The organism is Pseudarthrobacter sp. RHLT1-30-1 (assembly GCF_059383415.1).
This window is the reverse complement of record NZ_JBWZCG010000021.1, coordinates 37,429-61,970: the sequence shown is the minus strand read 5'-3', so window position 1 is coordinate 61,970 and position 24,542 is coordinate 37,429. Positions and strand designations below refer to the sequence as shown.

The following is a 24,542-nucleotide window of genomic DNA, read 5'->3' as shown; positions in this document are numbered from 1 at the left end:
GGGCTGTAAGTGACCCCGCGTTGTTTGTGGCGCGTAGTTCGTGGGGAGGGGGCGCTGCGGTTACTTGACCGGGCTGCTGCGGGCCAGGTCGGCGGCGTTGGTGGCCGCGCTCATCAGCAGGGCTGACCCGAGCATGTGCGCGCCCACCAGGAGCGCCGGGATGCCGTTGTAGTACTGCGTGAAGCCGATGATGGCCTGCAGCACCGTGACGGCCAGCAGCAGGAGGACGGCGGTGCGGAACGGTCCGGAAATCCCGCCGCGGACGACGAGGTACAGCGCGAACAGCGCCCCGGCGGTCACCAGATACGCCGGCACGGCGTGGATGTGCGAGAACAGATCCCAGTCCAGGTTGTTGCGCGGCGCGTCGGCGTCGCCGGCGTGCGGGCCGGCGCCCGTGACCACAACGCCCAGGCACACGGCGAGGGCGGAGAACAGCCAGACGGCGCCCATCAGCGGGCGCGCGACGCCCGGCAGGGCGGCCCGTTCGGCCAGCCGGTGCTGCCCGGTCCGGCCGTAGGCGCGGTTGACCAGCAGGGTGGCCACGACCACCAGGGTCATCGACACCAGGAAGTGCAGCCCGACCACCCAGGGGTTCAGCTGGGTCAGCACGGTGATGCCCCCGAGGACCGCCTGCGCCGGGATGCTCGCGAGCAGGCCAAGGGCCAGCAGGAACAGGTCGCGGCGTTCCCTGCGGAGGTTCCACAGGTACACCAGCATGGCGACGGCGATGGCGGCCAGCGCGAAGGTCAGCAGGCGGTTGCCGAATTCAATGATGCCGTGGATCCCCATTTCCGGGGTGTTCACCAGCGAGGCGTCCGTGCAGCGCGGCCAGGTCGGGCAGCCGAGGCCCGAGGCGGTGAGGCGGACCGCGCCGCCGGTGACGATCAGGACGGTCTGGCCGATCAGGGACAGCACCGCCAGCCGCTGCACCGTCTTGTTGACGGTGGCGGGCAGCCAGGCGATGGTCCGGGAAGCGGTCCGGGGAGGGCGGGAGGCCGTGCTCACAGTTTTCTCAATTCCATTTGAACCAACGGGTTGCTGCGCCGCCGGCGATCGCCGTCCAGAACAGCAGGACAAGGACAGGGACAGGGCCGACGCTGCCGGACAGGAACGCGTCCCGCATCGCCTGTCCCAGCGCGCCGGAGGGGAGGAAGTGCACGACCGTCTGCAGCAGGGCGGGCAACCGTTCGGCCGGGATCACGATCCCGCCGAGGGCGCCCAGCAGGATCCAGAGCAGGTTGGTGATCGCCAGGGTCGCCTCCGGCCGGACCGTGCCGGCGACGAGCAGGCCCAGTGCGGTGAAGGACGCGGCGCCGAGTACCAGCAGGACCATCCCGGGGACCCAGCCCAGCGGGTCCGGCCGCCAGCCCAGCGGCAACGCCACGGCAGTGACCACCAGCACCTGAAGGGCCAGGACCGCCAGGACCGCCAGTACCTTCCCCGCGATCAGTCCGGTGCGGCCCAGCGGGGTGGTGGAGAGGAAGCGCAGGACACCGTAGCGGCGGTCGAAGCCGGTGGAGATGCCCTGCCCGGTGAACGCGGTGGACATGGCGCAGAGCGCCAGGATGCCGGGCACCGCAACATCGATCCGGCTGGCACCGAACCCGTCCAGCAGGGGCGTGACCGTGAGGCCCACCATGGCCAGCAGGGGCAGCACAATCATCAGGATCAGCTGTTCCCCGTTGCGGAGCATGGTGATGGTCTCGTACCTGCCCTGCAGCACAATGCGCCGCAGCAGCGGCGCCGGCGCGCTCCCAAGCGGGCGCACGGGCGCGGCGGTACCGGGGCCGGTGCTGCCGGGCACAGAGCCGCCGGGTGCCGAGGTACCGGGCAGCGCGCTGCCGGGTGCGGCATGGTGGCGTGTCATCGGATCTCCCTTCCGGAGATGTCGAGGAAGACGTCCTCGAGGCTGCGGGCCTCGAGGCTCAGCGAGCGGGGCATCAGCCCGCGGGCGGCCCACCACGCGGTAATCGCGGCGAGGTCCGCGGCGGTCAGCGCGCCGGTCGCGGCGTAGCTGCCCGCACGCGCTTCGGTGACGTTGACGCCGTCGGGCAGCACGCCGCTGAAATCCAGCCCGGGGTCGGTCTCGAACAGCAGGGTACGGATGTGCTGCTCGCCGGCATCGGGCGGCAGGGGGTGCTGCAGGAGCTCCGCGACCGTTCCCTCGGCGACATTGCGGCCGGCATCGATGATGTAAACGTAATCGGCGAGTCGCTGGGCGTCGTCCATCAGGTGGGTGGTCAGGATGATGCCCATCCCGCGGTTCCGGAGCTCGGAGATCAGCTCGAACACCAGCTGGCGCGACTGGGGATCCAGGCCGGCGCTGGGCTCGTCCAGGAACAACACCTCGGGGTTGCCCACCAGCGCCGCCGCGAGCGCGAGCCGCTGCTTCTGCCCGCCGGAAAGCCGGCGTACGGACGTGCGGCTGAAGCTGTCGATGCCGAGGCGGTCAATGAGTTCGCCGACCGGCCACGGGTCCTTGTACATGCCGGCAATATGCTTAAGCAGCGGAATCGGGCGCGCCGACGGCGGCAGCCCGCCGTCCTGCAGCATCACCCCGACCCGGGCGCGCAGCCCGGCCCCTGCCGTGTCCGGGTCCTCGCCGAGGAGACTGATGCTGCCGTGGGTGCGTTTCTGCAGTCCCTGGGCGCATTCGATGGTGGTGGTTTTGCCCGCCCCGTTGGCTCCCAGCAGGGCCGTGACCTGTCCGGGTTCGGCGACGAGGGAAAGGCCGCTGACCACCCGGAGCATCTTGCCGTCGAGGGTGGGCATTGGTCCAACATCCTTGACTAGCCCGCTGATGGACAGGACGGGGGATTCGGGTGATCGCACCACAGCATTCTACGGGATGTAGTACGCCCGGTTCCGGCCCGCCTGCCGCCGGAGGATAGCCATGCCTTACTGGTACCTGGGACTAAATTACGACATGATTGTGTTGTGTATTCCATGAGCCCCCTAACTTCTGTCGCGCCCGCAGGGGACGGCCGTCCCCGTGCGGCATCGCCCGCCGTGGCCGAGGCAGCGGAAAGCGTGGCCGCCCGGGCCCTTCCGGCGGTCGACGCCGAAGAGCGCACCCGCGACCGGGTGCTGAACGCCGTGCTGGAACACGGTCCGATCAGCGCCGCCGAACTCGGCGATCTGCTCGGTTTCACACCGGCAGCCGTCCGGCGCCATCTGGACCACCTCTCACGCCGCGGCGTGATCGAAGTCAAGCGCGCCGCCCGGACCGGAGCCGGGGCCGGGCGTCCCGCCCGCCGGTATGTACTGACCTCCCAGGGCCAGTCGACGCTCGGGAACGACTATCTGGACATCGCCAGCCTGGCGCTGCAGCGCCTCGGCGAACTCGCCGGGCCCGACGCCGTCCGGCAGTTCGCCGTCGAACGCTTCGGTGAGATGGAACGGCGCTACGCGCCCGAGATCGACGCCGCCGGAGCGGACATCACCGCCCGGGCCCAGGCCCTGTCCGAGGCGCTGAGCCGCGACGGGTTCGTGGCCTCCACGACGTCCATCGACGCCAGGGCGCCGCTGCCGGCGGCGCTGTCGAGCGTCCAGCTGTGCCAGGGGCACTGCCCCATCCAGCAATTGGCCGCGCAGTTCCCGGTGTTCTGTGACGTGGAGACCGACGTGTTCTCCCGGCTCGTCGGCGTCGACGTCCGCCGGCTCTCCACGCTGGCACGCGGCGGCCACGTCTGCACCACCCACATACCTACAGGCCGTCCGGCGGCCAGGGGGCCTCACAGCCCCGCGACCACCCCGGGCAGCCTGGACGAAGTATCCAACCATCTGCAAGAAAGGCCGTGATGACGGACCAACTATCAGAGAAGAAGGTTGCTGAATCCACTGTGATCTCGGAGATTCTGGAAAAGAATCCCGAGCTCCACGGAATCGGAACCTATGAGTACGGCTGGTCCGACAAGAACGACGTCGGCGCCAATGCCCGCCGCGGCATCAACGAGGACGTCGTCCGCGACATTTCGGCCAAGAAAAATGAGCCGGAGTGGATGCTTGACCTGCGCCTCAAGGGTCTGAAGTACTTCGACCGCAAGCCGATGCCGACCTGGGGCGCAGACCTCTCCGGCATCGACTTCGACAACATCAAGTACTTCGTGCGGTCCACGGAGAAGCAGGCCAACACCTGGGAAGACCTCCCCGAGGACATCCGGAACACCTACGAGAAGCTGGGCATCCCGGAAGCCGAGCGCAGCCGCCTCGTCTCCGGCGTGGCCGCACAGTACGAGTCCGAGGTTGTCTACCACCAGATCCGCGAGGACCTGGAACAGCAGGGTGTCATCTTCCTGGACACGGACACCGCGCTGCGCGAGCACCCGGAGATCTTCCAGGAGTACTTCGGCACCATCATCCCGGTGGGCGACAACAAGTTCGCTTCGCTGAACACGTCCGTCTGGTCCGGCGGTTCGTTCGTGTACGTGCCCAAGGGCGTCCACGTCGACATTCCGCTGCAGGCCTACTTCCGCATCAACACGGAAAACATGGGCCAGTTCGAACGCACCCTGATCATCGCGGACGAGGACTCCTACGTCCACTACATCGAAGGCTGCACCGCGCCGATCTACACCTCGGACTCGCTGCACTCCGCCGTGGTGGAAATCATCGTGAAGAAGGGCGCCCGCGTCCGCTACACGACCATCCAGAACTGGTCGACCAACGTGTACAACCTGGTCACCAAGCGCGCCATCTGCGAAGAGAACGCCACAATGGAATGGATCGACGGCAACATCGGATCCAAGGTCACCATGAAGTACCCGGCCGTCTACCTCGTCGGCGAGGGCGCCAAGGGCGAGACCCTGTCCATCGCGTTCGCCGGCGAAGGCCAGCACCAGGACACCGGCTCCAAGATGGTCCACATCGCGCCGAACACCAAGAGCTCGATCGTTTCCAAGTCCGTGGCCCGCGGCGGCGGCCGTGCTGCCTACCGCGGCCTGGTCCAGGTCCGCGAAGGCGCCAAGCACTCCGCCAACACGGTCCGCTGCGACGCGCTGCTGGTGGACACCATCAGCCGCTCGGACACCTACCCGTACATCGACATCCGCGAGGATGACGTCACGATGGGGCACGAGGCCACGGTCTCGCGCGTCAGCGAAGAGCAGCTGTTCTACCTGATGTCCCGCGGCATGCGCGAAGACGAGGCCATGGCGATGATCGTCCGCGGCTTCATCGAGCCGATTGCCCGTGAGCTGCCGATGGAATACGCCCTCGAGCTGAACCGACTGATTGAACTGCAGATGGAAGGATCGGTCGGTTAATGACTGACATCACTACTGAAAAGGCCCGCATCGGCGCGCCCTCAGCACAGCCGTTCATCAACGGCTTCACGGAGGAAGGCGAAAGCCTTTCACCGCTGAACGCCGCTGCGTCCAAGTCCCCGCTGGCCGGCGATGCCGTGAAGCGGCACTCGCACGGCGGCGGCGTCGGCATTCCGGACAGCTCACGCGCCGGACGCCTGACGTCGTACAACCTGGCGGACTTCAAGCCGCTCACCGGCATGGAGGAGGACTGGCGGTTCACCCCGCTCAAGCGCCTCCGCGGACTGCACACCGAAGTCCTCAGCGGGACCGCGCCGTCCGTGAGCGTCACCGCCCCGGACAGCGTCACCGTCGAGACCGTCGGCCGCGACGACCGCCGGATCGGTTCCGCCGCCATCCCCGAGGACCGCGTCTCCGCGAACGCCTGGGAGAACTTCACCGAGGCCACCGTCATCACGGTCCCGGCCGAGGTCCAGGTCGACGGCGAGGTCAGCGTCGTGCTGACCGGCCAGGGCACCGGGGCGTCCGCGCAGCACATCGTGATCGTGGCGGAAAAGTTCTCCAAGGCCGTTGTGGTCCTGGACCACCAGGGCACCGCCGTCGTTTCGGAAAACATCGAAATCCTGGTGCAGGACGGCGCCCAGCTGACCGTCATCTCGCTCCAGGAATGGAACGACGACGCCGTGCACGCCTCCTCGCAGCAGGCGAAGCTCGGCCGCGACGCCAAGTTCAAGCACATCGTCGTCAGCCTCGGCGGCGACCTCGTGCGCGTCACCCCGTCGGCCCGCTTCACCGCCCCGGGCGCCGAAGTGGAACTGTTCGGCCTGTACTTCGCCGACGCCGGCCAGCACCTCGAGCAGCGCCTCTTCGTGGACCACGCCGTCGCCAACTGCAAGTCCAACGTCCTGTACAAGGGCGCCCTGCAGGGCCGCAACGCGCACACCGTCTGGGTCGGCGACGTGCTGATCCGCAAGGAAGCCGAAGGCACCGACACCTACGAGGCCAACCGCAACCTGGTCCTCACCGACGGCGCCCGCGCGGACTCCGTGCCGAACCTGGAAATCGAAACCGGCCTGATCGCCGGCGCCGGCCACGCCAGCGCCACCGGCCGCTTCGACGACGAGCACTTGTTCTACCTGATGGCCCGCGGCATTCCGGAAGAGGTGGCCCGCCGCCTGGTGGTCCGCGGCTTCCTGAACGAGATCATCCAGCAGATCAAGGTTCCGGCCATCGAAGAGCGCCTCACGGCCGCCGTCGAGCGCGAACTCGCGGCAACGAACCACTAGTGCGCAGCACTAGAGCACACAGCACTGGAGAACACGGAACCATCAATGACTGAACAGCCAAAGGGCGAGCTGGTCTGCAACGCCAGCGAGATCCAACTCAAGCAGGCGCTGCGGATCCTGATCGACGACTACCCGGTAGCGATCGTGAAGGACTCGATGGGCGAAATCCACGCCATCGGCGACACCTGCTCACACGCGGACATCTCCCTCTCCGAGGGGGAGGTCGAAGGCTGCAAGATCGAGTGCTGGGGCCACGGTTCCCAGTTCGACCTGCGCAGCGGCGAGCCGCTGCAGCTGCCCGCCTATGATCCTGTTCCCGTCTTTGCGGTGACCGTCCTGGATGACGAGGTCTACGTGGACTTCACCAACGTCCTGAACGGCGCCGAGGCTCCGAACTTCAGCTGACTGCCCCGGCACTACGCAGCCAGCCCCAAAAAAGACTTATCGACCAGAAACAGCACGGTGCCGGAGGGCACGGTGCAGAGGAGAACACGACACATGTCTACTCTTGAGATCAAGGACCTGCACGTCAGCATTGACACCGAGCAGGGCACCAAAGAAATCCTGAAGGGCGTCAGCCTGACCATCCGGACCGGCGAGACCCACGCCATCATGGGGCCGAACGGTTCCGGCAAGTCCACCCTGGCGTCCACCATCGCGGGGCACCCGCGCTACAACGTCACGTCCGGCACCATCACCCTGGACGGCGAGGACGTCCTCGCGATGACCGTCGACGAGCGCGCCCGCGCCGGCCTGTTCCTGGCCATGCAGTACCCGGTGGAGGTCCCCGGTGTCAGCATGACGAACTTCCTGCGGACCGCCAAGACGGCCATCGACGGCGAAGCCCCCAAGCTGCGCACCTGGACCAAGGACGTCAAGGCCGCGATGGCGCAGCTGCGCATCGACGCCGACTTCACCCAGCGCAACGTCAACGAGGGCTTCTCCGGCGGCGAGAAGAAGCGCGTCGAGATCCTCCAGCTGGAGCTCTTCAAGCCCAAGTTCGCCATCCTGGACGAGACCGACTCCGGCCTCGACGTCGACGCCCTGAAGGTCGTCTCCGAGGGCGTCAACCGCGCCCACGCCGAAGGCAAGATGGGCACCCTGCTCATCACGCACTACACCCGGATCCTGCGCTACATCAAGCCGGAATTCGTGCACGTGTTCGTTGATGGCCAGATTGCTGAAGAGGGCGGCCCGGAGCTCGCCGACCGCCTCGAAGACGAAGGCTATGACCGCTACGCCACCGGCGCCGGGGCAGCCACCATCGCCGCGGCCTCCGCCGCTGCCCAAGCCTAGATAGGACGGCGCCATGACCGAACTCAATGTGGCCCGCACGGGCCTCGAGGATGTCGAAGAGGCACTCAAGGATGTGATCGACCCGGAACTGGGCGTGAACATCGTTGACCTGGGACTGTTGTACGGACTGAAGTACTCCGACGACGACGGCGCCCTGCTGATCGACATGACGCTCACCACGGCTGCCTGCCCCCTCACCGATGTAATCGAGGAGCAGGTCGGAAAGTCCCTCGATGGGGTCGTCGACGAATGGCGGCTGAACTGGGTGTGGATGCCGCCGTGGGGTCCGGAACGGATCACCGAGGACGGCCGCGACCAGATGCGCGCCCTCGGCTTCAACATCTGATCCGCACCACCCCCCGCGGTTAGACGGCGCGGTAAGTAGCTCCTGCGCTGAAACGACGGCGGGCCCACCTTTCACTGGTGGGCCCGCCGTCGTCGTTCCTTCGATTGCTCCGCAACCGCCCTTTAGCCGGCCCATAACGGCAGTTATGGAGCAGCGGACGGGAGTTCCGGACAGGGTTACGGGGTGGCGACGCCGAACGTGTCGCACTGGTTGATGTCACCGGTTGTGTAGCCCTGGTAGAACCACTTCTGCCGCTGCTCACTGGAACCGTGCGTCCAGGACTCGGGCGAGACCCGGCCGGTCGCCGCCTTCTGGATCCGGTCATCGCCAACGGCGGAGGCCGCGGACAGCGCATCCTGCAGGTCCTTCTCGGTGAGCTTATCCAGGTACGGCAGCCCGGTCTTGGGATCCTGCTGGGTGGTGGCGTAGCGGACCCACAACCCGGCGTAGCAGTCAGCCTGGAGCTCCACGCGGACGGCCCCGGATTCCGGTCCCTGCGGATCCTGCTGGGCCTGGTCGAGGTTCCCGAGTACGTTCTGGATGTGGTGGCCGAACTCGTGGGCCACCACGTACTCCTGCGCCAGCGGTCCGCCGGAGGAGCCGAAGCGGTCCACGAGCTCCTGGAAGAAGCCCGGGTCAAAGTACGCGGTGGTGTCCGCGGGGCAGTAGAAAGGACCCACTTCCGACGTCGCGGCGCCGCAGCCGGTGTTGGTGCCGCCCGTGAAGATCACGGTTTCCGGCTGGGGATACTGCCTGTCGTACTGCGCGAGGTAGGCCGGCCAGAACGCGTTGAGGCTGTTCACCGTGCCCACAATCCGGCAGTCCAGCCGGGCGTCCGCGTCGGCGCCGCTGCTGCAGGCCGGGGCCGTGCCCTGGCCCTGCGCGCCGGGATCCTGCGTGGTGCCGCCCAGCCCTTCCAGCAGGCTCGGGTTGATGCCGAAGAGGGCCGCGATCAGCAGGATAATACCGCCGCCGATCCCGCCGCCGACCTTGGCGCCGCGGCCCATGCCGCGCCGGTCCTGAACCTGCGATGGGTCCAGCTGGACGTTGTCATTGAAACTCATGAAGTCACAATATCGCTTACCGGCGCCGCCGCGGCCCCCTGCCGGTAAAGTTGATCTGATGCCTTTCCTCGACAGACTCCAGCGCTGGGCCGATGACCGCCCCGACGCGACCGCCGTCGTCGTGGCCGGGCAACGCCTGAGCTGGGAAGAACTGCGGGACAACGCCGCCGGCCTCGCCTCCGGCGCGCCCGCCGTGACCGTGCTCGCCGGGGAGAATTCGCTGCACTTCGCCGCTGCCTTCGCAGCCGCCGTCGCGGGGGAGGGGCAATGCGCCGTGCTGGACCCGACGTGGCCGCGGGAGCTGCAGGACCGGATCCGGGCCCGGATCCGGGATACGCTACCGGCCGCGGGCCCCGCCACCGGACCTGCCGCGGGCGCCGCCGCCGGACCTGCCGCGGGCGCCGCCGCCGGACCTGCCGCGGGCGCCGCCGCGGCAGGAGGGCCCGGGCCGGAACTCGTCGACGGGCCGCCCGGTTCCCCGTTCCTGGTCGGCCTGACCTCCGGTACCACCGCCGTCCCCAAAGCCTTCACGCGCTCGCGCCGGTCCTGGCGCCAGTCGTTCGATGCCTCCGTCGAATTCTTTGGCCTGCAAACTGACGACCGGACCTTGGCGCCCGGGCCCCTCGCGGCCAGCCTGAACCTCTACGCCCTTGCCGAATGCCTGTACGCCGGTTCGGAATTCCACACCCTGGCCCAGTTCGACGTCGGCGACGCCCATTCCGCGGTCAGCCATGACGGCATCACCCGGCTGGTCCTCGTCCCCACGGCGCTCCGGCTCCTCAGCGAACGGGGATTGAGCGGCGGGATCGACGCCTCGGGCATCCGCAGCATCATCTGCGCCGGCTCCAAACTGGACGCCCGGACACTGGAAGCTGCCCGCCGCTGGGCACCCAACGCCACCATCTACGAGTACTACGGTGCCTCCGAGCTCAGCTTCGTCTCCGGCGCCGGGCTCCCGCCCGGGAAGCCGCCGGAAGAACGCGGAACCGGGATCGGGAAACCGTTCGCCGGCGTCGAGATCCGCATCCTTGATAGTGACGGGGTCCGGCTTCCGGACGGGACCGACGGCAACATCTGCGTGCGCAGTGGCATGGTCAGCGACGGATACCTCTGGGGCGACGACGGGCAGGCGCTGCAAAGCTTCGACGGCTGGCACACCGTGGGGGACCAGGGTTACCTCGATAATGGCACCCTGCACATGCTTGGCCGCCGCTCGGACATGATCATCACCGCGGGCACAAACGTCTACCCGCATGAGATCGAGCTGGCCCTGGCCTCCGTCCCCGGCGTGGCGGCGGCCGTCGCAGCAGGCCTTCAGGACGACCTCCGCGGCCAGAAGGTCGTGGCGGGAATTGTCCCCTCGCACGGCGGCGTAACCGCCACGCAGCTAAAGGCAGGCATCGAGGAGGTGCTGGCCCGCAACAAACGGCCGCTGGAATACTTCGCCTTGGCCGCGCTGCCCCTCACGGACCGCGGCAAGCCCAGCCGGGAACTCCTGCTCGACTGGATCACCCGCAACGACCCCCGGATCCGGCGCCTTGGCTGAGCCGTCGACCCAGCGGCTTCCCGACGACCGGCAGCCGGTCATCATCTCAGCCCGCCGGACACCGATCTGCCGCGCCAACGGGGCGCTGAAGTCCCTGCCCGCGCACGAACTCCTCGCCCCGGTGCTCCGCGCGCTGCTGGGCTCACCGTTTGGCGCACGGCTCAGCGTTGGCGGCGCGCCCCCCAATGGCGCCGGCGTCCCGCCGGCGGCCGTGACCGACGTGGTCATCGGCAACGCCGTCGGCGGCGGCGGGAATGTGGCGCGGCTCGCCGCCCTCGAAGCAGGGCTTCCGGTCACCGTTCCCGGCCTCACCGTAGACCGCCAGTGCGGCTCCGGACTGGACGCGATTGCGCTGGCGTCCCGCCTCGTGGCAGCCGCCGGCGGCGGCCTGTACCTGGCCGGCGGGGTGGAGAGCATCAGCACGGCCCCGCTGCGGGCCCGCCCGAACGCCGACGGTGCTCCGGAGTTCTACGCCCGGGCCCAGTTCGCACCGCTGGGCCTGGGCGATCCGGACATGGGGGCCGCCGCCGAAAACGTGGCCACCCACTTCGGCATCAGCCGGGTGCGGCAGGACGTGCTGGCGCTGCGCAGCCACAGGCGGGCGTTGGCGTCCGCGGCCGCGGGGATATTCGACGCCGAGATCGTGGCCCTCACCGGCGTGTCCGGCCCGGACGGTGCCCGCACCGTCCGCTCTGACAACGGGCCCCGCCGCGGCCTTACCCCGGCTGTCCTCGCGCGCTTCCCGCCGGCGTTCGCCGCGGGCGGCACAGTGACAGCGGGAAACTCCTGCTTCGACGCGGACGGTGCCGCCGCCGTTGTGATCACCTCGGTGGCGTGCGCGCGCGAGCTGGGGGCTAGGGACGGCCTGCTGGTGCGGGGTACGGACACGGCCGGGGTGGACCCGCAGCTGCTCGGCATCGGGGCCGCCGTCGCGGCGGAACACCTGCTGGCACGGTGTGGCGTCTCGCCCGCCGGGCTGGGGCTGGTGGAGTTCAACGAGGCTTTCGCGTCCCAGACCCTCGCCTGCCTGGACCGCCTCGGCATCCCCGCGGACCGCGCCAACCTTGACGGCGGCGCCCTGGCCCTGGGGCACGCCTACGGGGCCTCCGGCGCGGTGCTTGTCACCCGGCTGCTGGCCCAGGCCCGCCGCAGCCCGGTCGAGGGGCAGCTGGCGCTGGCTCTGATCAGTATCGCCGGCGGAATGGGAACCGCCGCGCTGCTGGAATACCGGAGCCTGTCCTAGTACTTAGTACTTAGTACCTAGTACTTAGTACCTAGTACCCAGTCCCTGGCTACGGGTCACCGGGGCCGATCGTGTCCCCCGAGTCCTGCCACCCGGGGGACATGCCCAGTCCTGGGCGCCACCGCTGGACATCGTGGGATTATGTCCCGTGCTGCGGGCCAGGGGAGGGCATGTCCCGCGGGACGCCGGGCCCAGTGTTCCCTGCCGCCCCGAGCCACCGGGGGACATGTCCAGCCCTGGGCGCACCCGGTGTACATAGCGGGCTTATGTCCAGTGCTCCAGGTCAGGGGAGGGCATGTCCCGCGGGGTCGCCGGGCGCTGCGGGGTCGGAAGGCTGGGCCTGCTCCCCGGTTTCGGCCTCACCCAGGCCGCGGGCGGCGAGGGCGTCGCCGGTCTGCCGGGCGAAAGCCACCGTGGTGATGAAGACCGGGAGGATCAGGGCCCGGGGGTTGCGCTCCAGGCCGCGGGCCCGGGCGGAATCCCGGACGTCGCTGTAGGCACCCGCAATAAACGGGATGCTGCGCAGCATGATGGCGATCGTCAGGGCGAAGCGCTCCGGGTCCGCGCCGAAACGCCGGAACGGCTGCGCCAGGGACGCCACGCCGTCCAGCAACCGCTGCACCGGGGTAGTGGCGGTGAGGATCGACGCCGCCACAATACAGACCAGCACGTTAAGCACAATCCGGGCAGCCGTGGGCCCGCCAAGCTGCCACCACTGGAACAGCCCGATCATTGCAAGGACCGGCAGCACCGGCCGGACCGCCCGGAACAGCCGCCGGACGCCCGCCCCGCTGAGCAGGAACAGGACGCACAAAACCGCCAGGACGGCGGCCGCCACGGCCCAGTCCACAACCAGGAACGACGCCATGCCGCAGCCCACGACCAGCAGGAACTTCAGCCAGAGCGGCGCGCGGTGCAGCACGGAGTTGCCCGGCGCATAGTTGGCCAGCAGGAAGCCGTGGCCGCTCACGGCCGCCCCGGTTGCGGCTGCTCAGACCCCGGCCGGGCGAAGGAAGGCGAGAATCGGGCACCGGAAGCCGAGACTCCCTCCCGGGCAGGCGGGAGAACCGCGCCGCACAGCGCCCGGTAGTGGGCGACGGCTGCTGCCGGCGCGCCGTCGAACACCACGGTGCCGGAATCGACCACGAGGACCCGGTCCAGGTCCAGGGCGAGTTCGAGGTCGTGGGTGGAGAGGATGACCTGCTGGCTGAGCCCGGCCAGGGTCCGGCGGAGCAGCTCCCGGTTCCGCAGATCCAGCAGCGTGGACGGCTCGTCCAGGACCAGCACCTCGGGGTCCACCGCGAGGACAGCCGCGAGGGCGAGGAGCTGGCGCTCCCCGCCGGAAAGCTCGTAGATGCTTTGGTCCGCAAGTGGCAGCAGTCCGAAGCGGTCCAGCGTTGCCTCCGCCTGCCGGCGGCGTTCCCCGGCGTTCCGGACCGAGCGCCGAAGGGACAGTTCGACGTCCTCCCGACCGGTCGGCATCACCAGCTGGGACAGCGGATCCGTGAAGACGAAGCCGACCCGCCGGCGGACCTCCCGGACTGCCCGGACAGTGTCCCATCCGTCCACCGTGACGGTCCCGCTGCTTGGCGCCACGAGTCCGTTGAGGAGCCGCAGCAGCGTGGACTTGCCGGAGCCGTTCGCGCCGATGACGCCGATCCGCTGTTCGGTCAGCCGCAGGGTCTGTTCCGCCAGCAGGGTTTTGGGTGCCGGGCGGCCGTCGACCGCCACACGCACCGCAACCCGGTCCAGCACGATGGTGCTCACGGCCGGTGGTCCACCTTGGCGGTGGAAAGCCGCGGGGCGGCCACAGCAGCGACCGTACCGCCGGTCCGGACCCGGCGGATCAGCAGATCCGGGAACGCCTTGTGCAGCGCCAGGGCGATGGTCACCGCGAGGATGTTCTTGATCACATCTCCGGGGTAGTAGGCCAGGTCTGCGATGAAGGCCTTCGGGAAGTCCAGCTTCGCGTTAACCATCATGCCAAGGATGCCAAGGCTGTGTACAAAGATGATGCTGCTCACCATCGCGGCGGCGAAAAGCAGGACAGCGCGCAGCCTGCCGGGACGGCCAGCGGCGCGGCGGAGCACGACGACAGTCAGCCAGCCCACCGCCGTCGCGGCGAAGACAAAACCGATGATGTAGCCCGCCGAGGGTCCGGCGAGGACACCCAGACCGCTGCGTCCGCCGCTGAAGATCGGCAGCCCGGCGAGTCCAAGAAGAACGTAAAGCCCAACGGCGGCGAACGCCCTGCCCGGGCCCAGGGCAAGGCCGGTGAGCATCACGGCGAGGGTCTGGAGGGTGATGGGGACACCCAGCCCGCCCACCGGAATGGCGGCGATCAGGGCTGATCCGGCCACCAGCGCGGCGAAGACCGCGATCAGTCCCAGGTCGGTGGCGTTCCAGCGGTTCCGCGGGCGGGAGGTGATGGCGGCAACGCTGCCGTCGGTCTGCGTCATGGGTAGTTCCTATCGCGAGTGGGTTGAATCTGCATCTGGTTTCGACTTTACGAGCCCGGCGGCGGGGGTTTTTTGTAGGTGGTCTACTAACCGGAGGCCCGCCAGCTGGAGGGCAGCTCCAACGGCGCCCGGCGACGCCCGGCAGCGGAGCCCCGCCACCGCCGTCGCCCGGCATTTGCCGCAAATGGCGGGCCTCCTGTCAATGGACGTGAGCGGGGCCGGTAGACTTGGGGAGGCCGTGCTCTCGGCCGCACTGCCCCGGCCCCCTGCAGATTCCACCGTTGTGCCGCGGCGTTCCCTGTTGTGAAAGGCCTTAGCTGCATTGATTACCGTCCAGGATCTCGAACTGCGCGCCGGCGCCCGCCTCCTTATGGACCAGGTGAGCTTCCGGATCGACAAGGGAGACAAGATCGGCCTTGTGGGCCGTAACGGTGCAGGCAAGACCACGCTGACCCGGGTGCTCGCGGGCGAAGGCCAGCCCGCCGGGGGCAAGGTCATCCGCAGCGGCGAGATCGGCTACCTCCCGCAGGATCCGCGGACCCCGGACATGGAACAGCTGGCCCGTGACCGCATCCTTTCCGCCCGCGGCCTGGACATCGCCGTTAACAAGCTCAAGCAGACCCATGAGGACATGGCCAGCGAGGACGCGGAGGTCCAGCGCAAGGCGATGAACCGCTATGACCGGCTGGAATCCGAGTTCCTGGCCGCCGGCGGCTACGCGGCCGAGGCCGAGGCCGCCGCGATCTGCTCCAACCTGGCCCTTCCGGACCGGCTGCTGAACCAGCCGCTCAAGACCCTGTCCGGCGGCCAGCGCCGTCGTGTGGAGCTCGCCCGGATCCTGTACTCGGACGCCGAGACGATGCTCCTCGATGAGCCCACCAACCACCTCGACGCGGATTCCATCACCTGGCTCCGCGAGTTCCTGAAGAACCACCAGGGCGGCCTGATCGTGATCAGCCACGACACCGAGCTACTTGAAGCCACCGTCAACAAGGTGTTCCTGCTGGATCCGAACCGCGCCAAGGTCGACTTCTACAACATGGACTGGAAGCGCTACCTGCAGCAGCGCGAAACGGACGAGCGCGCCCGCAAGCGTGAGCGCGCCAACGCGGAGAAGAAGGCCCAGGTCCTTTTCGACCAGGCCAACAAGATGCGCGCCAAGGCCACGAAGGCCGTCGCCGCACAGAACATGGCCAAGCGTGCCGAGCGTCTGCTGGGCGGTCTTGAAGCCGTCCGCGCGACCGACCGCGTGGCAGCCCTGCGCTTCCCGGATCCGTCGCCCTGCGGCAAGACCCCGCTCACTGCTGACGGCCTCAGCAAGTCCTTTGGCTCGCTGGAGATCTTCACCGACGTGGACCTAGCCATCGACCGCGGCTCCAAGGTCGTCATCCTGGGCCTCAACGGTGCCGGCAAGACGACCCTGCTGCGCATGCTGGCCGGGGTCGACAAGCCGGACACCGGCGAAGTCGTAGCGGGCCACGGCCTGAAGGTGGGCTACTACGCCCAGGAGCACGAGACGCTCGACGTCGAACGCACCGTCCTGCAGAACATGCGCTCCTCCGCCCCGGACATGAACGACGCCGAGGTCCGAAACATCCTGGGCTCGTTCCTGTTCTCCGGCGACGACGTCGACAAGCCGGCCGGTGTGCTCTCCGGCGGTGAGAAAACCCGGCTTGCCCTGGCCACCATCGTGGCCTCGAGCGCGAACGTGTTGCTCCTCGACGAGCCCACCAACAACCTCGACCCGGCCAGCCGCGCCGAAATCCTCGGGGCGCTGAGCAACTACACCGGCGCCGTTGTGCTGGTGAGCCACGACGAGGGCGCCGTCGCGGCCCTCAACCCCGAGCGTGTTGTGCTGCTGCCAGACGGCATCGAGGACCACTGGAACGAAGACTACCTGGACCTCATTACGCTCGCGTAGTGGGCACCAACTGACTGGCATTTCTGGGCCGTTTTCAGCCCTCAAAACGGCCCTACTGCTAGTCAGTTGGGCTAGCGGACGGGCATGACTTCCGCGGCGGTGATCCTGAGCAGCTCTTCGTAGCTGATGGAGAACATGGAGTGGTGGTCGCCTGCCCCGGCCCAGAGGACTGCATGTTCCTGCAGTGTCTCGTCCAGCAGGGTCCTGATTTTCTCCGGATGTCCGACCGGTGCCACGCCACCGACTTCCTGTCCGGTGTGTTCCAGCACGAACCCTGCGGAGGCGCGGCGGATCTGGCCGCTGCCCAGCCGTGCCGCGACCTTCCGGACATCAACCCTGGCGGCGCCGCTGGCAAGGATCAGCAGCGGCGCGCCGCCGACGTCGAACACGAGGCTGTTGGTGATGGCCGCGACGTCGCAGCCCAGCTCCACGGCCGCGGCGGCCGCGGTCGGGACTTTCGCATCGAACACCGTCACGGTGTCCTCGGCGCCGAGCGCCGCCAGCGCCTGCTTCACCCGGGCCACGGGCTCTGGAATCAGCCGGGCCACCCCTCAGAACCCCTGGGCGTCCAGAATGGCGTCTTCCTCGTCCTCTGCGGTCGCGTTCTTCCGCTTGTGCGCGACGGGACGGCGGCGCGCCACCGGTCCGCTGGAGTGCATCACGACGCACTCAGCCTCCGCGGCCTGGCTTTCGGCGTCCTCGGCGTCAATGGCCGCGTTCCGGGCCTGCTGACGTGCGGCGTACCCGAAACCGATGAACATCAGCACCCCGAAGGCGAACCACTGCAGCGAGTAGGAAAGGTGGGTGCCCTCCTCAGTGGCCGGCTTGGGGAACGGGAAAGGCATCTCGGACACTGACGGGCTCTCGGACGCCAGCTGGCCGTACGCGCCGGTCAGCAGGGGATAGCCCAGCTGGCGGGAATAGGCCGCAAGGTCGATCGAGGCCAACTGGCCGTCGGGGGCACCGCGCTGGAGCTCCGGCTCGGACGGCTTGAGGCGGCCGACGACGGTCACCGGGCCCTGCGGGGGAGCGGGAACCGAGTCCGGCCGACCCGGGTTGTTGTTGCCGATCGGCAGCCAGCCGCGGTCGATCACCACCGTCTCACCGGTTGCCACCTTGAACGGGACCACGACCTCGTAGCCGGGCTGGCCGTTCAGCGGGCGGTTGCGGACGATCCGCTGCCCGGCGACGTCGTAACTGCCCTTCAGTTCCACCTGGGTCCACTCGTTTTCCGCGGCCAGTGAACGGAACTGGTCCTTGACCTCGGCGAAGGGGACGGGCGCGGCGGAATAATTCGAAGTGACGCGGTTGATCTCGGCGAGGGTCTCGGCACGGCGGTCCATCTGCCAGCGGCCCAGCCCGACGCACGCGGCGGCAAAAATCGCGGCCAGCAGCAGATACCCCAGCCACTTGCTGGAGAAAAGAAAACGGTACATTCAGCTTGCCTTGCTTGTCGGGTCCAGTGCCACGGTGTCTTTCCAGAGCCCGCGGGTCTGCAGGTAGTCCTCGAGCCAGGCCCGATGCTCCCCGCAGGCCAGCCAGATCTTGCGCCGTTCCGGGGTGTGGATCTTGGGGTTGTTCCAGAGCAGCTGCCATTCGGCGCCGCTCCGGCACGCCTTGCGGGAGCAGACGGCCTCCGCCGGTCCGGCTTCGCCGCTGTTCCCGGCGAGGTCAAAAATATTCACGATGCCGCCCGTCCGTGGTTGTCGTCGATCTTGGGGTGTCCGCCGGGGGCGCCGCGGCCAGCGTCGGGCGAGTCCTCGTCATCGACAATTTCGCCCTGTAGCAGCGTCAACGACGGGTCGTCCGTCACCGGGCCGGCAGGTTCAGCCGCCGCGCCGGTGCCCGGCGCATCCAGTTGCGCCAGCGGCGCGTAATCCAGGAGCGAGGCGGAATGGACCTCCGCCGTGTCGCCGCCGTTCGCGATGATGACGGCAACCCAGGGCAGGAACACGGCCCCGAGGACCGGGAGGAGCTTGAACCAGCCGTCGACCACAAAAATCAGGATCAGGCAGACCATGCGGATACCCATCGCCACGGCGTACTTGATCATCCGCTGGCGCATCTCCTCAGAGTGTGCGGCGGCGGCGTCCGTAATGCTGTGAACCTCGGATTCACCGGACGGTACACCCGGGTTCCCGGGCACAGGTACACCGGGTCGGTTTTTGAGTGTCAAGGCTGTCAGATCACGCTCCCAAGGCTTACTGCAATTCTCTCACCAACGGCAGTGCCGCCCAAACGGGGCGGCACCGGGCGCTAAGATCGGAGGCAGGAAAATCCCGCCCCCAGCGCGGCGCCCGCCCGCCGCAGAATTCCGGAGTCCCCATGTCTGAAACAGCAACCGCCGGCCGCAGTGTCCTGATCACCGGTGGAAACCGCGGAATCGGCCTCGCCATCGCCGAAGCCTTCCTCGCCAACGGCGACAAGGTGGCGGTGACCTACCGCAGCGAATCAGCCCTTCCCGAGGGCATCCTCGGCGTCAAGGCCGACGTCACGGACGAAGCCTCCGTCGACGCGGCATTCGCTCAAGTCGAGGCCGCCCACGGTGCCGTCGAGGTGCTGGTGGCGAACGCCGGCATCACCAAGGACACGCTCCTGATGCGCATGAGCGAGGACGATTTTACCTCGGTGATCGACACCAACCTCACCGGGGCGTTCCGCGTGATCAAGCGTGCGTCCAAGGGCATGATCCGGGCCCGCAAGGGCCGCGTGGTCCTGATTTCCTCCGTCTCCGGCCTCTATGGGGCGCCCGGCCAGATCAATTACTCGGCGTCCAAGGCCGGCCTCGTGGGCATCGCCCGCTCGTTGACCCGCGAGTTGGGAGCCCGCGGCATCACCGCGAACGTAGTCGCCCCCGGCTTCATCAACACGGACATGACCGCCGAACTGCCCGAGGCAACCCAGAAGGACTACCTGTCCAGGGTTCCCGCCGCCCGCTTCGCCGAGGCCTCCGAGGTCGCCAACGTGGTCCGCTGGATCGCAAGCGACGAGGCCGCCTACATTTCCGGTGCCGTCATCCCCGTCGACGGCGGCCTCGGCATGGGCCACTAGGCGCAAGATTGGGCGGAACCGGTGATGCCGGGGACGCTGGTCATGCCGGTGTTGCCGACCGGGCTCTGATGGCCCGCAACTAGTCCCCGGTCAGCTGGGAATTCAGCTCCGCAATCCGGGCCCCGCACCAGGCCAAGGCCCGCAGGCATTCATCCCTAAGGGCCAGTAGCTCCCGCGGCGGGTCTGCCCCGGCCGCGGCACCCTTGAAGTCCTCCAGCCACCGACAAAATTGCCAACCGGATGTTGGGCCCCACAACATGGTCATTCCCGCCCCGCCACGATAGGACTTTCAGCCCTGAGCACCGGGCGCTGCCGGGTGTCTAATGGGGCTACAGCCCCTGCCCACACCATGGCAGGGGCATGGAATCAGGAGGACAATCGTGGCTGAACTGAACAAGTGGGTCCCGTCGGATGTGCTGGAGCCGATCAAGCGTTTCCTCGACGGTGACCTGGCAATGACGCCGTCCATCAAAGTCGAGCAGTTTGTGGACGGCACCACCCTGGTGGTGCGCGCTGAGGTTCCGGGGATTGATCCCGACAAGGACGTTGACGTCTCCGTCAGCCAAGGAATGCTGCACATCAAGGCGGAGCGGGAGGAGAAGTCCGAGCATAAGGGCAAGGACGGGTACCGCTCGGAGTTCCGCTATGGCTCGTTCTCGCGCAGCATCGCGCTGCCCCGGGGCGCCCGGGAAGAGGACATCACCGCAACGTACAGGGACGGCGTCCTTGAAGTGCGGGCCCCTGCCCCGGTCTCGACGCCCGACGCGGCGGCCAAGAAGATCAGGATCGACCACCCGTAGCACCCGGGACATCGGCTGCCGCGTGGCGGCGGCCCGGGCGGCGGGGCGGGCGGACACCATCGTTCCGCCCGCCCCGGCCTGTGACTAAATATTTGACAGTTTCAGCCGGCAGCGGAGCGGGCCTCCCGCAGCCAGCCCACGACTTCCGCGTCCAGTTCCGCTTCACTGTTCAGCTCCAGGTGGTGCATCCACACCCCGGGCGACGGATGCGCTACCTCCTTGAACCGGGCAGAGTCGACCCGCCGGGGCAGTGCGATCGACAGCACGGCGGGCACCTCCGACGAAACGTACCGGCCGGGCCACCAGAGGTACGCGAAGCCACGATGCTCCCGGAAAGCGACCTGGCTCTTCGTTGCCCGGATGTCGGGCGGGGTGGGCACCGCCAGTATCCGCTCCACGGCACGGTACAGTTCCAGGCCGCGGGGGGAGCCACCGAAGACCTGCTCAGGCGTTGATTCCCCGCTCACGCCACGCGGCATGGAAGCCCCTGGAGTGCTGCTCCCCGGCTGCTGTCGTGCGGTCCTTCCATGCGGGCGAGCCTACGCCTGGGGGCCGCGCCCTCACTAGCCTGCCGCAGCTTCTTTGTGGAACTCAAACAACGGAAAACACCTGCGCCGCTGGCATGATGGACTGCAGACCCACCGTTTTTTGGACGTTTGGAACAAAGGAGCTCATATGGGACTGCTGGACAACAAGACCGCAATAGTGACCGGTTCATCGAGGGGCATCGGCGCTGACGTCGCCAAGTTCCTCGCCGCCGAGGGCGCCGCCGTCGTCGTCAACTACCGCCAGAAGGCGCCGCGCGCCAACAAGGTCGTCGCGGAGATCGAGGCGGCAGGCGGCCGTGCTGCCGCCGTCGGCGCCGACCTCACCACCCAGGAAGGCGTCCAGGCCCTGGCCAGCGCCGCGATGGAGAACTTCGGCTCGCTCGATGTCCTGGTCCTGAACGCCTCCGGGGGGATGGAGTCGGGGATGGCGGAGGACTATGCCCTCAAACTCAACCGCGACGCCCAGCTGAACATGCTCAACGCTGCCGTGCCGCTGATGCCCGAGGGCAGCCGCGTGGTCTTCATCACGAGCCACCAGGCCCACTTCATCAACACCGTGCCCACCATGGCCAACTACGAGCCGGTGGCACGCAGCAAGCGCGCCGGTGAGGACGCCCTCCGCGAACTCGTTCCGGCCCTGGCCGAGAAGGGCATTTCGCTGGTTGTCGTCTCCGGCGACATGATCGAGGGCACCGTCACGGCCACGCTGTTGGACCGCTCCAACCCGGGCGCCATCGAGGCCCGCCGCGCCGAGGCCGGAAAGCTGTATTCGGTCAAGGAGTTCGCCGCGGAGATTGCCAAGATGGTCACGGCCGATGTTCCCAGCGGCCACACCGAATACGTCGGCGGCGCCGACTACTTCGACAAGGGCATCAAGTAACACATCCGGTCTGCGGAAAAATGTTGCCGGCTGCGACAGCCTGAATAGAACACATCGGGATTAAGCACTGAAGGCCGGGGCGGCGTCCGCCCCGGCCTTCAGTGTGTTCCGGTCCAGTCTCAGACGCCGGCAATGTGCCGGACGGCGTCGAGGTACGGTAAGTTCACTGCGGCATCGGCGGCCGCGCGGACAGCCGGCTTCGCGTTGAACGCGACGCCGATCCCCGCTGCACTGAGCATGTCCAGGTCGTTGGCGCCGTCGCCCACGGCAATTGTGTGCTCCAGCGGGATGCCCTCCGTGGCTGCCCATTCGCGCAGATATTTCTCCTTCGCCGCCCGGTCAATGACCTCTCCGATCACCTTTCCGGTCAGCGCACCGTCAATGATTTCGAGTTCGTTGGCGACCCAGTAGTCAAGCCCCAGGCCCTCCGCGATCGGCCGGAGAATCTGGTTGAAGCCGCCGGAGATCACGGCCACCACATGCCCGGCGGCCCGGAAGGCTGCCACCAGCGTCTCCGCCCCGAGGCTCAGGGTGACCTCGGCGCGGACGGAATCCACGACGTCGGCCGGCAGCCCGGCGAGCACCGCCACCCGCGCGTGCAGGCTCTGCGCGAAGTCCAGCTCTCCGCGCATGGCGGCCTCAGTCACGGCCGCGACTTCATCGCGTTTACCGGCATGGGCGGCCAGGAGCTCGATGACTTCCTGCTGGATCAGGGTCGAATCCACGTCCAGGATGAGGAATTTCCGCCGCGCATTGCGCAGGGAGTCGGGGACAATCGCCGTGTCCACGCCGGCCGGGCCGTGATCTGCCGCCGTCCGCCGCAGTTCGGCCAGCGCCGCCGGGCCGTGGACCGGGTCGGCGCCAGGGTCCAGGCTGCCGTCCGCTGTGTAGACCTCGTAGCGCGCGTCTCCCGTCCGGGTTTCGGCGTCCAGCGCCATGCCGGCTCCGGCGAGCAGCGACCGGAGCTGCTGCACCTCGGGCAGGGTCAGTTTCCGGGCATAGCTCACTGCGGTCACGTTCAGGCTCATGCCTGCAATCCTAGCGATTCCGCGGAGCGGGACCCGAATGCGTTGCGGTCCGGTGACGCGGCGGCAGTCGGGGAGCGCTCGCCCGGCCGGGCCTCCGCGTTCCGGTTATCAGTCGTCCGCTGTTTTGTCCTAGTGTCTACTCCTATGAGTGATGTTCTTGAAATGGCCGCCGTCAGCGTTGTACGTGGGGCAAAAACGCTCCTTAACAAGGTCGACTGGCAGGTCAGGGAAGGCGAGCGTTGGGTGATCCTGGGCCCCAACGGTGCCGGCAAGACCACGCTGCTGCAGATCGCCGCCGCACGGATCCACCCCACATCCGGGATGGCGGGCATCCTCGAGGAGATCCTCGGCGCCGTCGACGTCTTTGAACTCCGGCCGCGGATCGGCCTGTCCTCGGCCGCGCTTGCCAACCAGATCCCGGAACACGAGAAGGTCCTCAACGTCGTCGTGACGGCCGCGTACGGTGTCACCGGACGCTGGCGCGAGGGCTATGAGAAGGACGACGAACGCCGCGCCTTCGCCCTGCTGAACGAGTGGGGCATGGGACCGCTGCTCAACCGGCCGTTCGCCTCGCTGTCCGAGGGGGAGCGCAAGCGCGTCCAGATCGCCCGGGCCCTGATGACGGATCCCGAACTGCTGCTCCTCGACGAACCCGGCGCCGGGCTGGACCTGGCCGGCCGCGAGGATCTCGTTTTCCGGCTCAGTGAACTGGCCCGCGATGAGGACGCGCCGGCCATCGTGCTGGTCACCCACCACCTCGAAGAGGTGCCGCCGGGCTTCACGCACGCCATGCTGCTGCGCGACGGCGCTGTCGTGGCCCAGGGCCCGATCGAAGGTGTCCTCACCGCCGGGAACCTGAGCGAGACCTTCGGGCTGCCGCTGGAAGTCAGCGTCAGCGCCGGCCGGTACACTGCCACCGCGCGCCGCTGAGCCCGCTGACCGCGCGTGGAGTTCCTCAATAGCGTCTTCATTTTTTTCGCCGGTCTGTGGGCCGGCACGATCAACAGTGTTGTCGGGTCCGGGACGCTTGTCACCTTTCCGGTGCTGATCGCCCTCGGCTATGCTCCCGTCACCGCGTCCATAAGCAACGCGATGGGCCTGGTCGCCGGGAACGCCGCCGGAGCCTGGGGCTACCGCAAGGAATTGGCGGGACGCGGCAAGCAGCTGCTCAAGCTGCTGCCCGCTTCACTGCTGGGCGGCATCACCGGGGCCTACCTGCTGCTGCACCTGCCCGAGAAGGTCTTCCACTACGCCGCCCCCGCCCTGATCGTGCTCGCACTGCTGATGGTGGTATTCCAGCCCCGGCTGCAGCAGTGGGTCCGGGACCGGGAGCAGAATCCCGAGCATGCCATCCGCGACCGCGGGCACGGCGTCGTCCTCGTGGCCCTGGTCTACCTGGCCGGTGTGTACGGCGGATACTTCGTCGCAGCCCAGGGCATCCTGCTGGTCGGGATCCTGGGGATCTTCATGACCGGAACCATCCAGAACGCCAACGCCATGAAGAACATCCTGGTGCTGGGCGTGAACGTCGTGGCCGCAGCCTCCTATCTGCTTTTCGCCTTCGGCCGGATCGAGTGGGCGGTCGTGGGACTGATCGCGGTGAGCTCGCTGATCGGCGGCTTCGTCGGGTCCAAGGTCGGCCGGCGGCTGTCTCCCGTCGTCCTGCGCGGTGTCATCTTCGTCCTGGGCCTGGTCGCCCTGGGGTTCATGATCGCCAACCTCTTCAAGTGACCCGTTCCCTTGACCACCGACCAACCCGCACCCGAACCCGAACCCGACCGTCCCGAACCTGACCGTCCCGAACCTGACA

Annotated in this window: 27 protein-coding genes; 14 read left to right on the top strand and 13 right to left on the bottom strand. The window is 68.1% G+C overall.

Going from position 1 to position 24,542, the window contains the following annotated elements; genetic code table 11:
- Window positions 1–60 precede the first annotated feature (60 nt).
- The 3 genes from AC50YM_RS14990 to AC50YM_RS14980 are packed head-to-tail and all read right to left on the bottom strand — an operon-like array spanning window position 61 to window position 2,832.
- Window positions 61–1,005, bottom strand: coding sequence for a COX15/CtaA family protein (locus AC50YM_RS14990; RefSeq protein ID WP_494957747.1), 945 nt, complete (start codon window positions 1,003–1,005; stop codon window positions 61–63).
- 7 nt (window positions 1,006–1,012) lie between these two features.
- Window positions 1,013–1,867 carry an ABC transporter permease gene (locus AC50YM_RS14985; protein ID WP_494957746.1) on the bottom strand — a complete coding sequence of 285 codons (855 nt, stop codon included), beginning with the start codon at window positions 1,865–1,867 and terminating at the stop codon, window positions 1,013–1,015.
- The gene (locus AC50YM_RS14980) at window positions 1,864–2,832 is read right to left on the bottom strand and encodes an ABC transporter ATP-binding protein (protein WP_494957745.1); all 969 of its coding nucleotides are present in this window, start codon (window positions 2,830–2,832) and stop codon (window positions 1,864–1,866) included. The genes AC50YM_RS14985 and AC50YM_RS14980 overlap by 4 nt, the downstream gene beginning before the upstream one ends.
- A gap of 114 nt (window positions 2,833–2,946) precedes the next feature.
- Here AC50YM_RS14980 and AC50YM_RS14975 point away from each other — a divergent pair, with 114 nt between their 5' ends.
- The 6 genes from AC50YM_RS14975 to AC50YM_RS14950 all read left to right on the top strand — a co-directional run bounded on the left by AC50YM_RS14975 (window position 2,947) and on the right by AC50YM_RS14950 (window position 8,192).
- Entirely contained in the window at window positions 2,947–3,801 is an 855-nt protein-coding gene (locus AC50YM_RS14975) for a helix-turn-helix transcriptional regulator (RefSeq protein WP_494957744.1), read from the top strand.
- Complete coding sequence (sufB, locus tag AC50YM_RS14970) at window positions 3,801–5,264, top strand: Fe-S cluster assembly protein SufB (RefSeq protein ID WP_494957743.1); 1,464 nt, start codon at window positions 3,801–3,803, stop codon at window positions 5,262–5,264. The genes AC50YM_RS14975 and sufB overlap by 1 nt, the downstream gene beginning before the upstream one ends.
- A complete protein-coding gene (gene sufD, locus AC50YM_RS14965) occupies window positions 5,264–6,550 on the top strand; it encodes a Fe-S cluster assembly protein SufD (protein WP_494957742.1) in 1,287 nt (428 codons plus the stop codon). Before sufB ends, sufD begins: the two co-directional genes overlap by 1 nt.
- 45 nt (window positions 6,551–6,595) lie before the next feature.
- The gene (locus AC50YM_RS14960) at window positions 6,596–6,955 is read left to right on the top strand and encodes a non-heme iron oxygenase ferredoxin subunit (protein WP_223917407.1); all 360 of its coding nucleotides are present in this window, start codon (window positions 6,596–6,598) and stop codon (window positions 6,953–6,955) included.
- A 93-nt stretch (window positions 6,956–7,048) separates the two neighbouring features.
- The gene (sufC, locus tag AC50YM_RS14955; RefSeq protein WP_494957741.1) at window positions 7,049–7,846 is read left to right on the top strand and encodes a Fe-S cluster assembly ATPase SufC; all 798 of its coding nucleotides are present in this window, start codon (window positions 7,049–7,051) and stop codon (window positions 7,844–7,846) included.
- A 13-nt stretch (window positions 7,847–7,859) separates the two neighbouring features.
- Entirely contained in the window at window positions 7,860–8,192 is a 333-nt protein-coding gene (locus tag AC50YM_RS14950) for a metal-sulfur cluster assembly factor (RefSeq protein WP_459317961.1), read from the top strand.
- Window positions 8,193–8,368: 176 nt separating this feature from the next.
- Here AC50YM_RS14950 and ypfJ read toward each other — a convergent pair whose 3' ends face one another.
- Window positions 8,369–9,256, bottom strand: a complete 888-nt coding sequence (ypfJ, locus tag AC50YM_RS14945) for a KPN_02809 family neutral zinc metallopeptidase (RefSeq protein WP_494957740.1) — start codon at window positions 9,254–9,256, stop codon at window positions 8,369–8,371.
- Between the two features lie 58 nt (window positions 9,257–9,314).
- Here ypfJ and AC50YM_RS14940 point away from each other — a divergent pair, with 58 nt between their 5' ends.
- The gene (locus AC50YM_RS14940; protein ID WP_494957739.1) at window positions 9,315–10,802 is read left to right on the top strand and encodes an AMP-binding protein; all 1,488 of its coding nucleotides are present in this window, start codon (window positions 9,315–9,317) and stop codon (window positions 10,800–10,802) included.
- The gene (locus AC50YM_RS14935; protein ID WP_494957738.1) at window positions 10,795–12,045 is read left to right on the top strand and encodes a thiolase family protein; all 1,251 of its coding nucleotides are present in this window, start codon (window positions 10,795–10,797) and stop codon (window positions 12,043–12,045) included. The genes AC50YM_RS14940 and AC50YM_RS14935 overlap by 8 nt, the downstream gene beginning before the upstream one ends.
- 283 nt (window positions 12,046–12,328) lie before the next feature.
- Here the strand turns inward: AC50YM_RS14935 and AC50YM_RS14930 are convergent, their stop codons facing one another.
- Genes AC50YM_RS14930 through AC50YM_RS14920 form a run of 3 tightly spaced genes read right to left on the bottom strand, consistent with a single transcriptional unit; the run spans window position 12,329 to window position 14,504 of the window.
- Window positions 12,329–13,015, bottom strand: a complete 687-nt coding sequence (locus tag AC50YM_RS14930) for an energy-coupling factor transporter transmembrane component T family protein (protein ID WP_494957737.1) — start codon at window positions 13,013–13,015, stop codon at window positions 12,329–12,331.
- Complete coding sequence (locus AC50YM_RS14925) at window positions 13,012–13,812, bottom strand: energy-coupling factor ABC transporter ATP-binding protein (protein ID WP_494957736.1); 801 nt, start codon at window positions 13,810–13,812, stop codon at window positions 13,012–13,014. The genes AC50YM_RS14930 and AC50YM_RS14925 overlap by 4 nt, the downstream gene beginning before the upstream one ends.
- Window positions 13,809–14,504 (bottom strand): biotin transporter BioY, encoded by a 696-nt coding sequence (locus tag AC50YM_RS14920; protein WP_494957735.1) that lies wholly within the window; start codon window positions 14,502–14,504, stop codon window positions 13,809–13,811. The genes AC50YM_RS14925 and AC50YM_RS14920 overlap by 4 nt, the downstream gene beginning before the upstream one ends.
- A 322-nt stretch (window positions 14,505–14,826) precedes the next feature.
- Between AC50YM_RS14920 and AC50YM_RS14915 the strand changes: the two genes are divergently transcribed.
- Window positions 14,827–16,425 (top strand): ABC-F family ATP-binding cassette domain-containing protein, encoded by a 1,599-nt coding sequence (locus tag AC50YM_RS14915; protein ID WP_494957734.1) that lies wholly within the window; start codon window positions 14,827–14,829, stop codon window positions 16,423–16,425.
- A 71-nt stretch (window positions 16,426–16,496) separates the two neighbouring features.
- Here the strand turns inward: AC50YM_RS14915 and AC50YM_RS14910 are convergent, their stop codons facing one another.
- Genes AC50YM_RS14910 through AC50YM_RS14895 form a run of 4 tightly spaced genes read right to left on the bottom strand, consistent with a single transcriptional unit; the run spans window position 16,497 to window position 18,571 of the window.
- Window positions 16,497–16,973, bottom strand: a complete 477-nt coding sequence (locus AC50YM_RS14910; protein WP_494957733.1) for a YbaK/EbsC family protein — start codon at window positions 16,971–16,973, stop codon at window positions 16,497–16,499.
- Window positions 16,974–16,976: 3 nt separating this feature from the next.
- Window positions 16,977–17,861, bottom strand: coding sequence for an SURF1 family cytochrome oxidase biogenesis protein (locus tag AC50YM_RS14905; protein WP_494957732.1), 885 nt, complete (start codon window positions 17,859–17,861; stop codon window positions 16,977–16,979).
- The gene (locus AC50YM_RS14900; protein WP_494957731.1) at window positions 17,862–18,110 is read right to left on the bottom strand and encodes a hypothetical protein; all 249 of its coding nucleotides are present in this window, start codon (window positions 18,108–18,110) and stop codon (window positions 17,862–17,864) included.
- The gene (locus AC50YM_RS14895; RefSeq protein ID WP_494957730.1) at window positions 18,107–18,571 is read right to left on the bottom strand and encodes a DUF3099 domain-containing protein; all 465 of its coding nucleotides are present in this window, start codon (window positions 18,569–18,571) and stop codon (window positions 18,107–18,109) included. Before AC50YM_RS14895 ends, AC50YM_RS14900 begins: the two co-directional genes overlap by 4 nt.
- 179 nt (window positions 18,572–18,750) lie before the next feature.
- Here AC50YM_RS14895 and fabG point away from each other — a divergent pair, with 179 nt between their 5' ends.
- Both fabG and AC50YM_RS14885 read left to right on the top strand, forming a co-directional pair.
- Window positions 18,751–19,476 carry a 3-oxoacyl-ACP reductase FabG gene (fabG, locus tag AC50YM_RS14890; protein WP_494957729.1) on the top strand — a complete coding sequence of 242 codons (726 nt, stop codon included), beginning with the start codon at window positions 18,751–18,753 and terminating at the stop codon, window positions 19,474–19,476.
- A 380-nt stretch (window positions 19,477–19,856) separates the two neighbouring features.
- The gene (locus tag AC50YM_RS14885; RefSeq protein WP_494957728.1) at window positions 19,857–20,276 is read left to right on the top strand and encodes an Hsp20/alpha crystallin family protein; all 420 of its coding nucleotides are present in this window, start codon (window positions 19,857–19,859) and stop codon (window positions 20,274–20,276) included.
- A 101-nt stretch (window positions 20,277–20,377) separates the two neighbouring features.
- Here the strand turns inward: AC50YM_RS14885 and AC50YM_RS14880 are convergent, their stop codons facing one another.
- Entirely contained in the window at window positions 20,378–20,743 is a 366-nt protein-coding gene (locus tag AC50YM_RS14880) for a DUF5655 domain-containing protein (RefSeq protein ID WP_494957727.1), read from the bottom strand.
- A 208-nt stretch (window positions 20,744–20,951) separates the two neighbouring features.
- Between AC50YM_RS14880 and AC50YM_RS14875 the strand changes: the two genes are divergently transcribed.
- Entirely contained in the window at window positions 20,952–21,704 is a 753-nt protein-coding gene (locus AC50YM_RS14875; RefSeq protein WP_494957726.1) for an SDR family oxidoreductase, read from the top strand.
- A gap of 119 nt (window positions 21,705–21,823) precedes the next feature.
- Here the strand turns inward: AC50YM_RS14875 and serB are convergent, their stop codons facing one another.
- Window positions 21,824–22,732: a phosphoserine phosphatase SerB gene (gene serB / locus AC50YM_RS14870; protein ID WP_494957725.1), complete on the bottom strand. Its 909-nt coding sequence runs from the start codon at window positions 22,730–22,732 to the stop codon at window positions 21,824–21,826.
- A 144-nt stretch (window positions 22,733–22,876) separates the two neighbouring features.
- Between serB and AC50YM_RS14865 the strand changes: the two genes are divergently transcribed.
- Both AC50YM_RS14865 and AC50YM_RS14860 read left to right on the top strand, forming a co-directional pair.
- Window positions 22,877–23,662 (top strand): ABC transporter ATP-binding protein, encoded by a 786-nt coding sequence (locus AC50YM_RS14865; RefSeq protein ID WP_494957724.1) that lies wholly within the window; start codon window positions 22,877–22,879, stop codon window positions 23,660–23,662.
- 15 nt (window positions 23,663–23,677) lie between these two features.
- A complete protein-coding gene (locus AC50YM_RS14860) occupies window positions 23,678–24,463 on the top strand; it encodes a sulfite exporter TauE/SafE family protein (protein WP_494957723.1) in 786 nt (261 codons plus the stop codon).
- Window positions 24,464–24,542 lie beyond the last annotated feature (79 nt).

Coding starts and splice junctions, on each gene's coding strand:
- fabG (WP_494957729.1), top strand. CDS start 18,751: ATGTCTGAAACAGCAACCGCCGGCCGCAGTGTCCTGATCACCGGTGGA.
- ypfJ (WP_494957740.1), bottom strand. CDS start 9,256: ATGAGTTTCAATGACAACGTCCAGCTGGACCCATCGCAGGTTCAGGAC.
- AC50YM_RS14940 (WP_494957739.1), top strand. CDS start 9,315: ATGCCTTTCCTCGACAGACTCCAGCGCTGGGCCGATGACCGCCCCGAC.
- AC50YM_RS14950 (WP_459317961.1), top strand. CDS start 7,860: ATGACCGAACTCAATGTGGCCCGCACGGGCCTCGAGGATGTCGAAGAG.
- AC50YM_RS14985 (WP_494957746.1), bottom strand. CDS start 1,867: ATGACACGCCACCATGCCGCACCCGGCAGCGCGCTGCCCGGTACCTCG.
- sufC (WP_494957741.1), top strand. CDS start 7,049: ATGTCTACTCTTGAGATCAAGGACCTGCACGTCAGCATTGACACCGAG.
- AC50YM_RS14975 (WP_494957744.1), top strand. CDS start 2,947: ATGAGCCCCCTAACTTCTGTCGCGCCCGCAGGGGACGGCCGTCCCCGT.
- AC50YM_RS14865 (WP_494957724.1), top strand. CDS start 22,877: ATGAGTGATGTTCTTGAAATGGCCGCCGTCAGCGTTGTACGTGGGGCA.
- AC50YM_RS14905 (WP_494957732.1), bottom strand. CDS start 17,861: ATGTACCGTTTTCTTTTCTCCAGCAAGTGGCTGGGGTATCTGCTGCTG.
- AC50YM_RS14960 (WP_223917407.1), top strand. CDS start 6,596: ATGACTGAACAGCCAAAGGGCGAGCTGGTCTGCAACGCCAGCGAGATC.
- sufD (WP_494957742.1), top strand. CDS start 5,264: ATGACTGACATCACTACTGAAAAGGCCCGCATCGGCGCGCCCTCAGCA.
- AC50YM_RS14920 (WP_494957735.1), bottom strand. CDS start 14,504: ATGACGCAGACCGACGGCAGCGTTGCCGCCATCACCTCCCGCCCGCGG.
- AC50YM_RS14875 (WP_494957726.1), top strand. CDS start 20,952: ATGGGACTGCTGGACAACAAGACCGCAATAGTGACCGGTTCATCGAGG.
- sufB (WP_494957743.1), top strand. CDS start 3,801: ATGACGGACCAACTATCAGAGAAGAAGGTTGCTGAATCCACTGTGATC.
- serB (WP_494957725.1), bottom strand. CDS start 22,732: ATGAGCCTGAACGTGACCGCAGTGAGCTATGCCCGGAAACTGACCCTG.